Annotated in this window: 10 protein-coding genes; 2 read left to right on the top strand and 8 right to left on the bottom strand. The window is 44.9% G+C overall.

Features of this window, described 5'->3' with window-relative positions; genetic code table 11:
• Positions 1-15: 15 nt before the first annotated feature.
• Positions 16-2,952, top strand: a complete 2,937-nt coding sequence (locus tag G9X62_RS04390; RefSeq protein WP_223131574.1) for a DEAD/DEAH box helicase — start codon at positions 16-18, stop codon at positions 2,950-2,952.
• On the opposite strand, the gene G9X62_RS04385 is transcribed toward G9X62_RS04390, so the two are convergent.
• Positions 2,949-3,608: a metal-dependent transcriptional regulator gene (locus G9X62_RS04385; protein WP_223131573.1), complete on the bottom strand. Its 660-nt coding sequence runs from the start codon at positions 3,606-3,608 to the stop codon at positions 2,949-2,951. The genes G9X62_RS04390 and G9X62_RS04385 overlap by 4 nt on opposite strands.
• A 102-nt stretch (positions 3,609-3,710) precedes the next feature.
• On the opposite strand from G9X62_RS04385, the gene G9X62_RS04380 reads away from it, so the two are divergent.
• On the top strand, positions 3,711-5,003 hold the full coding sequence (locus G9X62_RS04380; RefSeq protein ID WP_261345551.1) for an Nramp family divalent metal transporter: 1,293 nt from the start codon (positions 3,711-3,713) through the stop codon (positions 5,001-5,003).
• Here the strand turns inward: G9X62_RS04380 and ribD are convergent.
• The 7 genes from ribD to purD form a co-directional block, all read right to left on the bottom strand.
• Entirely contained in the window at positions 4,951-5,934 is a 984-nt protein-coding gene (ribD, locus tag G9X62_RS04375) for a bifunctional diaminohydroxyphosphoribosylaminopyrimidine deaminase/5-amino-6-(5-phosphoribosylamino)uracil reductase RibD (protein WP_223131571.1), read from the bottom strand. The two genes, G9X62_RS04380 and ribD, sit on opposite strands and share 53 nt — an antisense overlap.
• Positions 5,924-8,998 (bottom strand): efflux RND transporter permease subunit, encoded by a 3,075-nt coding sequence (locus tag G9X62_RS04370; protein ID WP_223131570.1) that lies wholly within the window; start codon positions 8,996-8,998, stop codon positions 5,924-5,926. The genes ribD and G9X62_RS04370 overlap by 11 nt, the downstream gene beginning before the upstream one ends.
• A gap of 7 nt (positions 8,999-9,005) precedes the next feature.
• Positions 9,006-10,097: an efflux RND transporter periplasmic adaptor subunit gene (locus G9X62_RS04365; protein WP_223131569.1), complete on the bottom strand. Its 1,092-nt coding sequence runs from the start codon at positions 10,095-10,097 to the stop codon at positions 9,006-9,008.
• Between the two features lie 62 nt (positions 10,098-10,159).
• Positions 10,160-10,642 carry an Lrp/AsnC family transcriptional regulator gene (locus tag G9X62_RS04360; RefSeq protein ID WP_223131568.1) on the bottom strand — a complete coding sequence of 161 codons (483 nt, stop codon included), beginning with the start codon at positions 10,640-10,642 and terminating at the stop codon, positions 10,160-10,162.
• Positions 10,643-10,646: 4 nt separating this feature from the next.
• Complete coding sequence (locus G9X62_RS04355; protein WP_223131567.1) at positions 10,647-11,144, bottom strand: gliding motility lipoprotein GldH; 498 nt, start codon at positions 11,142-11,144, stop codon at positions 10,647-10,649.
• Positions 11,116-12,645: a regulatory iron-sulfur-containing complex subunit RicT gene (gene ricT, locus G9X62_RS04350; RefSeq protein ID WP_223131566.1), complete on the bottom strand. Its 1,530-nt coding sequence runs from the start codon at positions 12,643-12,645 to the stop codon at positions 11,116-11,118. Before ricT ends, G9X62_RS04355 begins: the two co-directional genes overlap by 29 nt.
• The gene (purD, locus tag G9X62_RS04345) at positions 12,635-13,921 is read right to left on the bottom strand and encodes a phosphoribosylamine--glycine ligase (RefSeq protein ID WP_223131565.1); all 1,287 of its coding nucleotides are present in this window, start codon (positions 13,919-13,921) and stop codon (positions 12,635-12,637) included. Before purD ends, ricT begins: the two co-directional genes overlap by 11 nt.
• Between the last annotated feature and the right edge of the window lie 4 nt (positions 13,922-13,925).

The raw sequence follows: 13,925 nt of genomic DNA, 5'->3' as shown, positions 1-13,925 counted from the left end.
TCGGTTGTTTTTAAAATGAAAATCTCCCCTAACAAACCTTTCCAGGTTGTTTATTCTTTGTTGTCTCACGAATGCCTCGGATATTTATTCGACGTCTTTGTGGTGCAATTAAATGAGAAGGGGCAATTGACTTGGGAGTACCAAACGCTTACTTCCCGGAATTTCCATGAATTTGAACACGCTCTAGACGATCGCGATCGCACGGCGGTGGGTTTGATTGAGAGTATGAAGCCGGTGGCAGTTTTTGAAAAGTTCAACACCTCTAAGCGCAAGACGATGGAGGAATTCTTTTTAAAGACCTGGGATGCGGAAAAAGGAGAGAAGGAGATTCAAGAGGCAGTGATGTCCGTAATTGAGAAGAAAAGAGGCCAAATTTTTGGTTTAATTTGTCCGGATAAGACGCTTTTCATTATGGGGAATGATGGAAATCCGATGCGTCAATCCGTGCAAATCGAGGCGGAGGCCGTGGACGTCTTGTTCCACTTTATGCGTAATGAAGAGAACACCCACTATTTTCCTACCTTAAAATACTTAGGCAATAAATTAGAGTTCCAGTACAAAGACGCAGTCGTATTATGTGATGAGCCGGCTTGGATGCTGATGAACCAAAAACTATACCACTTCAATCCAGAACTAGAGGGCAAGAAATTGCGCCCTTTTTTGAACAAGAAGTTTGTCGCGATTCCGAAAAATATGGAGGAGGATTACTTCCGCAAATTCGTGAAGGCGATGGTGGCCCGTTACCCTGTCCATCCGAAAGGTTTCGAGATCACTAATACCGAAAAGCCGGTTCAATTTTTACTTTCTTATGGCCCCACAGCGCCTAAAATAGAGGACGAAGAGACCTTGAAAAAGAAGGCAGCCTTAGAAGCAGCGGATCGCTGGAACTTCGTGCTATCCTTCCAATACGGCAATAACCGCTTCCCTTGGGATGGCTTATCATCTGAGGCAAATGTCCTTTTCGAAAAGAAAGGGGATAGTTATGCTTTCCAAAAAATTATGCGCTCCCACGTCAAGGAAAAGCGTGCCTTCCAACAACTGAAGACCTTAGGGTTGAAGATGGAAAACGATGGCCGCGCCTTCATGCAACGCGGGGATGCGGTTCAATGGTTAACAGCGAACAAAGAAGCGCTGGATCAGGCGGGTTTTGTCGTTCAATTTAAAGGCGATGGCCAAGCGCCACGCTATTTCTTAGGAAAGCCAGAAATCAAGATTCGCATTGGCGAAAAGCTAGACTGGTTTGATATTCAGGCGGTGATTTCGTTTGGGGAGTTCCAAATCCCTTTCCTGAAAATTCGCCAGCTGATCTTACAAAAGAAGAAAGAATTCCATTTGCCAGACGGTTCCATCGCGATGATTCCAGACAACTGGTTCCACGATTACCAAGACCTTTTCTACTTCTCCGAGACGCGTCCCGGAGAAGAAGGCGTGTTCTTGCGTCGCCAGCATTACCAGTTAGTGCAGGAATGGGAGAACCAAGATTTAGTCAAAACCGCATTAAGAGCTAAAACGATAAACGATTTAGCGCTCGAAGCGAAGGAATATCCAGTGCCCAAGAACTTCAAAGGCACCTTGCGTCCGTATCAATTAGAAGGCTACCGTTGGATGCGTACACGTCAGACGGCAGGTCTAGGCGCTTGTTTAGCCGATGATATGGGTCTGGGTAAAACTGTTCAGACGCTTTGTTTATTGCAGAGCTTGAAAGAGCAAGGCGAGACTTTGCCTACCTTGCTCGTGATGCCTACTTCCCTGTTGTATAACTGGGAGATGGAGGCGAAGAAGTTTACTCCACAGTTACGCGTTTTAGTCTACAGCGGACCTCAAAGGGAGAAATTACAGGCACAAATCGGGAAAGTTGATTTGATTCTATGCTCCTTCGGGATGGTCCGCTCGGACATCGAATGGTTCGAAAAGCAGGCATTCTCGTATGTGATTTTAGATGAGTCGCAGGCGATTAAGAATCCGTTAGCGAATATTACCAAAGCAGTTCAAAAATTAAACGCGAAATTCCGTCTCGTAATGACGGGAACTCCGCTGGAGAATTCGACGATGGATCTTTGGTCCCAAATGAATTTCGTGAACAGTGGTCTACTCGGTACGCAACGTTATTTCAAAGACCATTTCCAATTGCCTATTGAGAAGAAGGCGGATATGGAGAAGAAAAAACGTCTTTATTTCCTAATCAAGCCCTATTTATTGCGTCGTGAGAAGCGTCAAGTAGCTGCTGATTTACCAGAAAAAATGGAATCGGTGACCTATTGCTCGATGACGGAGGAACAAGAGCGCTTGTATGACAAGACGAAATCGTTCTACCGTGACGTGTTGTTGAAGCAAATTAAGGACGAAGGCTTGCAGAAATCGCGCTTCTCTGTGTTACAGGGTTTGACGAAATTACGTCAGCTTGCGAATCACCCATCGTTGTGCGAAGAGGGTTATACAGGAGATTCAGGTAAGATGGAGGCCGTATTAGAAAAACTAGAAACGGTCTTAGAGCAGCATCACAAAGTGTTAATCTTTAGTCAATTCGTTCAGCATTTGAACTTGATTAAAGCCGCTCTAGAAGAACGCGGAATTCCGTATGCCTACCTCGATGGTAGTACGGTAGACCGGAAGGGTCAAGTCGAAAGTTTCCAAAAGGATGATGGCCAATCCGTTTTCCTGATATCCCTAAAAGCGGGTGGGGTAGGTCTAAACCTTACCGCGGCGGATTATGTCTTCCTATTAGATCCGTGGTGGAATCCAGCGGCAGAAGCACAGGCGATCGACCGTGCGCACCGAATCGGCCAAAAGAAAACCGTATTCACCTACAAGTTTATCTCTAAAGAAACGGTGGAAGAGAAGATCCTTGCCTTGCAACAACGCAAAAAGGATTTAGCCTCAGAGTTAGTCACATCTGACGAGAGTATTTTACGCGCCTTAAGCGAAGACGAGGTACTTGATTTATTAAGCTAGATTTTAACGAGAATGTTTTTCGCCACTTCATGACTAATGAAGATGGGCGCAGCGTCGTTGATGGAAACGAAGATCGATCGATCGAATTCGTTGATCTCCTGGATGTCCAGTTTTGCTCCTAAACTCAAATTCAATTTGGTCAACAGTTGCAAGAAGACCGCCGAATCCTGTGCCACCCCCATCAATTTACAGGTTTTTGCTGCCTTGATGTCGGATAAATGGGAATAGGCTAGTTCGGGTAGAATTCCCTCCTTGTTCGGAATGGGATCACCGTGAGGATCCGTTTTAGGGAAGCCTAGGTATTCATCTAATTTATTGACTAATTGGTCCGATTCAATGTGTTCGAGCTGTTCAGCTATTTCGTGCACCTCGTCCCAGTTGAATCCCATTTTGTCCACTAAGAATACTTCCCAAAGTCGGTGCTTGCGCACAATCGATAACGCAATTTTCTCGCCCTCCGCACTTAAACGTACACCTTGGTATTTTTGGTAATTCACCCAGCCTTTTTCGGCTAGTTTACGCAACATATCCGTTACCGATGCCGCTTTTGTCTGCATCAATTCCGCTACCGCGTTCGTAGAAATGTCATCCGAAGTAGCCTCCGAGAGGCGGTGAATGACTTTTAAGTAGTTTTCTTCGGTGAATGAAATGGCCATAGAGTAAAGGTAGTAAATTTATTTTTTAGGTTAATCTAAAAATTATTTTTAAATTTGATAAAATTCTGAATTATGTCGAGTCCGTGGCGTTCTAGTCCTAAAATGAAATCCTTATCCGAAGTGTTTGGCACGATTCCTGTGCCAGCGGGGAAAGGTTTTTGGCAGAATTTACGTGCTTTTATGGGACCTGGCTTTTTAGTAGCAGTAGGTTATATGGATCCAGGCAACTGGGCGACTGATTTAGCAGGCGGAGCCTCTTTCGGCTATACTTTATTGTCTGTGATTCTTGTCTCGAGTATTTTCGCAATTGTCTTGCAGCATCTAGCCTTGAAATTAGGCGTTGCCTCAGGGCGTGATTTAGCCCAAGCATGTGGCGATGCGTTTTCGAAGCCGGTAGCGATTTTTCTGTGGTTGGTCTGTGAGCTAGCGATTGCTGCCTGTGATTTAGCGGAGGTTATTGGGTCAGCGTTAGCGCTTCAATTATTGTTTGGGATTCCCATTTTAGCAGGTATCGTCATCACGATTTTAGATGTGTTCCTAATACTGTATTTCCAAAACAAAGGATTCAAAGTCATCGAATCCATCGTCTTATCTCTTTTGATTGTCATCGTTTGTTGTTTTGCCTACGAGCTCTTCATCTCTCAGCCCTCCATTTCAGGGATTTTGGGTGGACTAATTCCGCAGACTTCGGTGGTGATGAATCCAAGTCAACTTTACGTAGCCATTGGTATTCTAGGAGCAACGGTGATGCCTCATAATTTATATCTCCATTCGAGTATAGTCCAAACGCGTGCCATCAAAGATACGGATGAGGATAAAGAAAAAGCCATCAAATACGCCACTTGGGATTCCACGATCTCATTAGGATTCGCCTTTTTCATTAATGCCGGGATATTGATTTTAGCCGCGGCTGCTTTTCACGGAAATAACCTGAAACACGTGGCCGATATCCGAGATGCGTATCAGTTATTAGACCCGGTATTAGGGAGTAAATTAGCGAGTATTTTGTTTGCGGTCGCCCTATTAGCATCAGGCCAAAATGCCACGTTGACAGGAACCTTAGCCGGACAAATCGTGATGGAGGGATTCCTCGATCTGCGTATTGCCCCTTGGCTAAGACGTTTGATTACCCGATTAATCGCCATCATTCCGGCCTTCTTTATCACCTGGATCTACGGGGAATCGAAGATTGGGGAGTTGTTGGTTTTCTCTCAAGTTGTTTTATCGATGCAATTGAGCTTCGCCGTGATTCCGCTGGTCTTATTCACTGGGGATAAACAGAAGATGGGGAAATTTGCTAATTCCGCGCTTTTGCAAGGAATTGTATGGGTGATAACCGCGATTATTTTAGGTTTGAATATGTACTTGCTAGGGCAGGTTTTAGGATTCCTTTAAACCAAGTATCGTCACCTAAGTAGTCAATAGCACGCCATTTTACTGGCAGTTTAGGTTCAGGTATTCCTTCATCAAGTGTTTTGGCGCTTCTAATTTTCCAAAGCTCATCCACCAGTCCATCCGCAAATAACATTTCCATCGTTTTCGCGCCACCTTCGACTAGGATCGATTGAAGAGGTAGGGCGGCTACTTCCGCTGATGAACGTAAGATGATTGTTTCTCCTCCATCTGTTAAGACTTTAGCGGAGGAAGGAATTCTGTGGAAAGGATCTATCACGATGCGAACCGGATTCGTCCCCGCTACTAATCGAGTAGTAAGTGAAGGATCATCATTAATGATGGTTTGGACCCCTACTAAAATTCCTGGATGCTCAGCGCGCATTTGATGTACGCGAATAGCGGATAATTCGTTCGATAGCTGAACAGGCACACCCGAAGGTTCAGCTATAAAGCCATCGGCACTAACCGCGTATTTGAAGGTAAGATAGGGCCTTTTCAGTCGGTGAAAGGTAAAGAAGTGGCGGTTTATCCATTCTCCTTTTTCTGCTAGTAATCCGATGTGGCAAGTAATGCCTGCGGCTTCCAGTTTCTCGACACCTTTTCCTGCTACGAGCGGATTAGGATCTAGGTTTGCGATGTAGACCGTGGCGATGCCGGACTGAATGAGTAAATCTGCACAAGGAGGTGTTTTTCCAAAATGGGAGCAAGGCTCTAAAGTCACATAGGCCGTCGCGCCTTCTACCGATTCCGAGCAAGAACGTATCGCATTTACTTCTGCATGAGGCCCACCATATTGTTGGTGATAACCTTCGCCTAGGATGCGGTCGTCTATGACAATCACACAACCTACTAAAGGATTAGGAGCAACGCGCCCTGAGCCTAATAAGGCTAGGTCAAAGGCGCGTTGCATCCAAATTTCTTTATTCGGCATGAACTGGTTTGCGGTTACTCGATAAATAACTGTAAATCGCTGGAATGATATACAAGGTCAGCGTAGTAGAGAATAACATACCACCTACAACGGCGATACCCATTGAAACTCTACTTTGAGATCCTGAACCTAAAGCCAAGGCGATCGGTAAAATACCTAAAATCGTACAAAGCGAAGTCATAATGATAGGGCGAAAACGAGCAACTGCCGCCTCTTGTACCGCCTTAATTTTCTCTGATCCCGATTCTTTGCGTTGGTTTGCAAATTCTACGATCAAGATACCATTCTTGGTCACGAGACCGATGAGGACGATGATACCGATTTGCGAGAAGATGTTCAGGGTTTGGCTGAAGTCCCAAAGCGTTAATAAGGCTCCTGCCACCGCCAAAGGAACGGTAAACAAGATGATGAATGGATCGATGAAACTTTCAAACTGGGCCGAAAGAATCAAGTAGATCAATAAAATCGCTAGGGCGAAGGCGAAGAGTAGGGAAGAGCTAGACTCTTTGAATTCCTTACTTTGGCCATCATAAGCGGTAGAGAAGGAAACGTCGAAGGTCTCTTTCGCTAGCTTATCCATCTCGTTCAAGGCTTCTCCTAAAGTCACCCCTTTCGCCATCTGCGCCGTTACGGTTGCAGCGACATAGCGGTTGTAACGGAAGAGTTGTGGAGGTGTACTTTGTTCCGTGATCTTCACCAGGTTATCCAATTGGATCAAATCCCCACGGTTATTTTTCACATACAGAGACTTCAAGTCGGACACATCATTCCGCATCGGACGGTCGATTTGACCGATGATTTGGTATTGTTTTCCGTCCATCACGAAGTAACCAAAACGTCTACCCGAAAGGCCTAATTGCAAAGTCGTCGCTACATCTTGGATGGAAACACCAAGGTTTTGGGCTTTATCACGGTTGATCTCAAGGCGCAATTCTGGCTTGGTAAACTTCAAGTTCACGTCTGCCATTTCGAACTTCGAACTCTCCCTCACTTTGGCCATAAATAACGGAATGTTCTTCTTCAAACTCTCAAAAGTCGAGGCTTGAATGACGAATGCTACCGGCAAACCACCACCCCCTCGTTGTCCAGTAGAAAGAGTGGGCTCTTGGATCAAGGTAGCACGTGCACCAGTGAATTTCTTGATCTTCGGTTGAAGCTCATCCGCAATTTGCTGCTGTGTTCTACGCCCTTCCGGATCGGATAAAATCACGCGCATACTTCCAGTATTCGAACCACCATTCCCAAAAGGAGGGGAGGTAATCGAGTAAACGGCATAGCGTTCGTGCGCCGGAATGTCCGTCATCAAGAACTTCGCCATCTCATCCGTATAATTCAACATATACTCAAAAGTCGCGCCTTCTGGAGCCACTGCGTTCACACGCAAGCCGCCTCTGTCTTCTAAAGGAGCTAATTCTGATGGAATCGCTTCGAATTTAAATAGGGCATAAATAATGCCAAACAAGGAGAACATAATCACCCAAGCCATCCAGCGAATTTTAATAAAGGCAGCCAAGGAATCTTCGTATCCTTTCGTCAAAGCCACAAAGAAAGGCTCTGTCACCGTATAGAACCAAGGTTTTGTGTGACTTCCCTTCAATAAACGGGAGCTCAACATAGGGGTTAAAGTCAACGAAACGAAGGCAGAAATAATCACGGATCCCGCTACCACAATCCCGAACTCCCGGAATAAACGTCCCGTAATACCTTGCAAGAAAATCACTGGTAAGAATACGGCTGCGAGTGTAACGGTCGTCGAAATAACGGCAAAATAGATCTCTTTCGATCCTTCTACGGCCGCTTCCCAGGGGCTGAGTCCCTCTTCGATTTTGGTGTAAATATTCTCTAAAACCACAATCGCATCATCCACCACAAGTCCGATGGAAAGCACGATACCTAATAGCGTCAATACGTTGATAGAGAATCCCGCTAAATACATAAAGAAGAACACCCCAATCAAACTGACCGGAATGGCCGTCAATGGAATGATCGTCGATCTCCAATCACGCAAGAACAAGAAGATGATAATCGTTACCAATAAAATCGCGGTGAAGATGGTTTCCTCCACCTCTTCGATCGATTTACGCACGTAACGTGTATTGTCAAAACCTTCTTTCATCTCCACATCCGCCGGCAAAGTCAAGCGAATTTGCTCCACTTTCTTGTGGATGGCATCTACGATTTGGATTTGGTTCGAACCGGGTTGAGGAATCACAGCGATGGAAATCATCGGCTTCAAATCCCGCTTAAAGAAGGTTTTGTTATTCTCTGGTGATAGTTCTGCTCTACCTACATCAGAGAATTTTACCGAGCGATCACCTTCTTCTTTGATGATCAAATTATTGAAATCATCCTCTGTGGTCATACGACCTTGCGTTCTCACGGTTAATTCCGTGTTCGCTCCTTCGATACTTCCGGAAGGCAACTCGATATTTTGTTTCGCTAACGCATTAACGATATCCGGTGCCGTCAAACGGAAAGAAGCTAAGCGTTCCGGATCGATGTGCAAACGCATCGCGTATTTCTGCTCTCCCCACAATTGCACGGAACTAACGCCCGGAATCGTTTGGAATTTCTCCTTAATATTTCGGGTGGCTAATTCGTTTAAGGATAATAAATTTCGAGTAGCCGAGAACACGTTAATATTGTAAATCGGGTTCGCATCTGCATCGGCTTTTGCTACGATGGGAGGATCCACGTCTTTAGGTAATTGTCCCATCGCACGAGATACGCGGTCACGCACGTCGTTCGCCGCATCCTCGATATTGACCGAAAGATCAAATTCGACCGTGATACTTGAACGGCCATCGCGGCTAGAACTAGAAAGGGTACGAATACCGGCGATACCGTTAATCGATTCCTCTAAAGGCTCGGTGATTTGGGATTCAATAATATCAGCATTTGCTCCAGTGTAAGACGTTTGTACGTTTACAACAGGCGGATCCACCGATGGATATTCACGAACCCCTAAGTAGGTATATCCGATGATACCAAATACGATGATCGTGATAGACATCACAATCGAAAGTACCGGTCTTTTTATACTAATCTCTGAAAAAGATGCCATAGCTAGTTTATTTTACGACTTCTTTAATTTCTACTTCGCCATCAGGTTTCACTTGGATGATACCGTTGGTAATGAGGGTGTCTCCAATTGCTAATCCGTCTAAGATCTCAACTGTCTTGTCACCGCGTGTTCCTAATGTAACCTTGGTGGAGACAGAATGACCATTTTTCACTACATAAACTTTACTACCTTTTGCTTCTGGAATAACAGCCTCTGTTGGAATTAAGATCGCTGAACCTTTTGTCTTCAGGATCAAATTCACTTTTGCGAAAGCCCCTGGAACCAATTCATTACCTGGATTAGGTGCTTGAGCTCGGATTTGTAAGGTTCTAGTTTGAGGATCAATCTTCGGATCAATCGCATACACTCGGCCGATATAGGTTTTTTCCTCGTTCTCGGTCATGAATTCGATAGTGCCACCGTTTTTCACTTGGGTGGCGTATTTCGCCGGAATTGCAAATTCGATTTTCGCCGGATTCGTGTTCGTCAAAGTAGCAATTTGCGTACTTGGGGAAATATAACTTCCTAAACTCACATAACGGAAACCAATTCTGCCAGCAAAAGGTGCGCGAATAGTTGTTTTCAAGATTTGCGCTTTTAGGTCTTCAATATCGGCTGAAATGGTATTCACCGAGTTGACCGCAATATCATACTCGCGTTGCGAAATGGCTTCTTTTTGAAGAAGGACCTTTTGGCGAGCCTCATTGTCTTCCGCTAATTTCTTATTGTATCCTAGTTTGCGAAGACGTGCTTGTAAATCATCGTCATTGATGCGAAGTAAAACCGTTCCTTTGGCTACCACATCGCCTTCTTTGATGTTCAATGCAATAATACGTCCAGCGATTTCGGAGCGAATGTCTACCTCTTCATTTGGCAAAATAGAACCAGTTGAATTGATCATATCATCCAAACGAGTCGATTTAACCACCGTAACGACCACGGCTGTCTTGCCTCCTTTACCTCCCGGGCCACTTTTTTCTTTTCCTTTCTCTTTCGTTTCAGCTGAGAAAAAAGTCTTTTTGATTTTCGGATAAAAGGCCAAACCCAAGATCAAGGCAATGGTCAAAACCGACAGAAGCGTCTTTGTAATTTTATTCATAGTAATAGGTTTTCATACTAAGGTAATCAAATCCAAGGAAAGGATTACCCTAACTTATAGGCTTAATTGGTTAAAGAATTCGAAATCCAAGGCATAAACTGCTCATTCTCTACTTCATTCATCACGAAATGACTTTGAGCGTTGCCGATGTTTTTAATACTAGCGAGTTTGTGCAAAATAAATTCGCGGTATTCATCCATATCTGCGACCACGATTTTCAACAAAAAATCACTGTGTCCTGAAACGCAATAACATTCTTGCACTTCGACTAACTGCATCACATCTTGTTCAAATTGCTTCAAATAGTCTGCCGCGTGCTCTTTCAGGGAGATGTCACAGAAAACGGTTAAAGTTTTTCCTAGTTTGGCAGGATTGATCATCGCTCGATAACCCGTGATCACGCCCTCTTTTTCCATCCGCTTGATGCGTTCGTGGATAGGCGTCGCACTCATTCCTAGACGAGCGGCCATTTCTTTGTTCGAAAGAAAGGCGTCTTCGTGCAGAAATGCGAGGATCTTTTTATCGATGTCGTCAATTTTTGCCATACTATTATTTTCTCTCGTTTTTTTCCACAATTAGTCCAAACGAAACCATCCCCGCCAGCGTATCTACTCGCATCGATTGCGCTACCTGAATTTGGTATTTACCTGGTTTGGGAAACTTCAAATTCGGATAAACGAGGAATTTTTTCTCATAAATATCGCCAAAACCGGCGCCTTTCGGCTTCCCCGTTTTAGGGTCGTATAAGATTGCTTCAGCTAAACCTTTTTGTATGGTTGTCCCTTTGGCATCTAGAATACTCGGGCTGAAATATAAGTTATAGAACGGATAGGCATTGTTTTGGCGCACCACCACATAAGCCACATAACTGCCCACAGAATCCGCCACTTCTACATTAAAACGCACAGGTTGTTTTTGTATCCAGCCTGACTCAGGAAAGCTCGAAGTGTCGTCAATAACCACATTCGAATCACTGCAGGCAAAGAATATCAGCTCAAACAGGAAAATGAATCCAAGGCTAAGCTTCAGGGGTAGGCGCTGCACCATCTCTCGGAGGTCTTGGTTTGAATTTCTTTTTCTTCTTGAACGGTTTCGGTGTGGCTGTTCCACCATCGGCCGCTGGAGTCGATCCTTCTGGACGATTTTGTCCTTCAGGACGCGGTCCTCTGTTCTGTCCTTCAGGACGCGGTCCGCGGTTTTCGCCTTCTGGTCTTGGAGGTCTTGGTCCACGTTCCGGACGAGGCCCACGATCTTGTCCTTCCGGACGTGGTCCACGATTCTCGCCTTCTGGTCTCGGTGGGCGTGGTCCACGATTCTCACCTTCTGGTCTCGGCCCACGTTCAGGACGAGGTCCTCTATTCTGACCTTCTGGACGAGGTCCGCGATTTCCACCCTCTCGGTTTCCCCCAGGTTTGCGGTTATTCCGATTACCCGATTTCATTCCACCGTATTTCTTATCCATCCGCTCTAAATCAGAATTTAGCTCAGATAAGGTAGGTTTTTCAACGGCTGGAGCATCTGGATTTAGATCTTCAAACGACTCCGGAATAATCCCTTTCTTATTTAAATCAACAATTTCTGCGACGCGATCGCAGCTCACTGGAATCCAGATAGCCTCTTCGCCCACAATACCAAACCACATCATTCGCTTGAAAATATCCGTCTTCTGCAAGATGGCCTCACCGCGTTTGGTTTTTAAACGACCCTCAATGGTAGGAATGCTCTTTAGTGCATCCATATAAGTCTCTAACTCGTAGTTTAAACAGCATTTTAAACGACCACATTGGCCACTTAATTTGACTGGATTCAATGAAAGGTTTTGGTAACGAGCTGCTGAGGTAGTTACGTTTTTGAAATCCGATAACCAGGTTGAGCAACATAATTCACGTCCACAAACCCCGATTCCACCTAATCTTCCCGCCTCTTGACGAAGGGAAATCTGTTTCATTTCGACACGAATCTTGAATTCAGTTGCCAGTAACTTGATTAGTTCGCGGAAATCGACGCGGTCTTCTGATGAATAATAGAAGATCGCTTTAGAACCATCCGTTTGAAATTCGACATCCGAAAGCTTCATATTCAGCTTTAAGTCGCTTATAATTTGGCGTCCACGGTACATCGTAGGTAGGTCACGCGCCATCGATTGCTCGTGCTTTTCGATGTCTTTTTCTGTCGCTAAACGGAAAATGTTTTTGACCTTATCGTCGTCTTTGATATTCTTCTTCAGCAATTGAAGACGAACGAGTTCCCCTTGTAAGGAAACAATACCTAGCTGAGTTCCACTGCTAGAGTCGACCATCACCGAGTCTCCCGTATGTAGTTCTAATTGATCTACGTTGCGGAAATACTCTTTTCTGCCTCCTTTGAACTTCACTTCCACGATGTGGTAGCGTTGAAAAGAAGGGACGTCTAAGTCTGATAACCAGTCAAAAACGTTCATTTTATTGCAACCACCTGAGCCGCAACCGCCATTACTTTGACAGCCTTTTACCTCTCCGCTTGCGCTGGGAGATCCGCAGGACCCACTGGAACATGATTTACACGCCATATCTTAATACATCTAATCCGATGTCTCTTCTAAAGTTTTTACCTTCAAATTGAATGGTTTGAGCAGCCTTTTGTGATTTTTGGATTGCTCTCTCCAAGGTATTTGAAGTTCCAGTCAGTGCCATAACACGGCCACCGCTAGTAATAATATCGCCGTCTTTTGACGTCGTTCCTGCGTGGAAAACGATCGCGTCTTCCACTTTTTCTACTCCCGTTAACACATCACCTTTGCGGTATTCCTCTGGATAACCGCCTGCGACTAACATCGTCGTCACAGCGTATTGGTCCAAAATAGAAATTTTTTGTTCGCTCAGCGTACCATTGGAAGCTGCAATTAGCAAAGATAGGAAATCTGATTCGATTCTAGGTAAAACCACCTCCGTTTCCGGATCCCCCATTCGTGCATTGTATTCGATGACATAAGGCTCTCCTTCGTGGTTCATTAAACCAATGAAGATGAATCCTTTATAGTCTATATTTTCCGCTTTTAAGCCTTTAATAGTCGGTTCGATGACCTTTTGTTTCACCACTTCCATGAACTTCGCATTCGCGAATGGAACAGGAGAAACAGCTCCCATACCTCCGGTATTCAAGCCTTCATCGTTTTCTCCAATGCGTTTGTAGTCTTTCGCCTCTGGTAACACCACGTAGTTTTCACCATCGGTTAACACGAAAACGGATAATTCGATCCCCCGAAGGAATTGCTCGATTACGACTTTCGAACTTGCATCTCCAAACTTCGCATCTAATAACATTTCATTCAAAGCCGTCTCAGCTTCTGCTAACGTCAACGCGATAATAACCCCTTTTCCTGCCGCTAAGCCGTCTGCTTTCAAAACGATGGGTAAAGATTGTGTTTGTAAATAGGCTAAGCCTTCTGCAATCGTATCCTTCGTAAAGGTTTGCGATGCAGCCGTAGGCACGCCGTATTTGTGCATGAAATTCTTCGAGAAGTCTTTGCTGCCTTCAATTTGGGCACCTTCAGCGCCTGGACCTACAATTCCTACGTGTTTCAGATCAGCCTGAGATTCGATGAAATCACGCACTCCTTTTACCAAAGGCTCTTCTGGACCCACGACCACTAAACCAATGTCGTGTGTGCGAATCGCCGCAGCGATTCCTTCAAAATCGGTCACGCCGATCGCTAAATTGGTGCCGCATTGTGCGGTTCCCGGATTACCCGGAGCAATGTATAAATTACCTAGGATAGGGCTTTGGCTAATCTTCCAAGAAAATGCGTGTTCACGGCCTCCAGCACCTAATATTAAAACGTTCATATAC

Origin of the sequence: Aquirufa lenticrescens (genome assembly GCF_019916085.1) — a bacterium.
GTDB lineage: Bacteria > Bacteroidota > Bacteroidia > Cytophagales > Spirosomataceae > Aquirufa > Aquirufa lenticrescens.
This window is presented reverse-complemented; position numbering and strand designations above follow the sequence as displayed.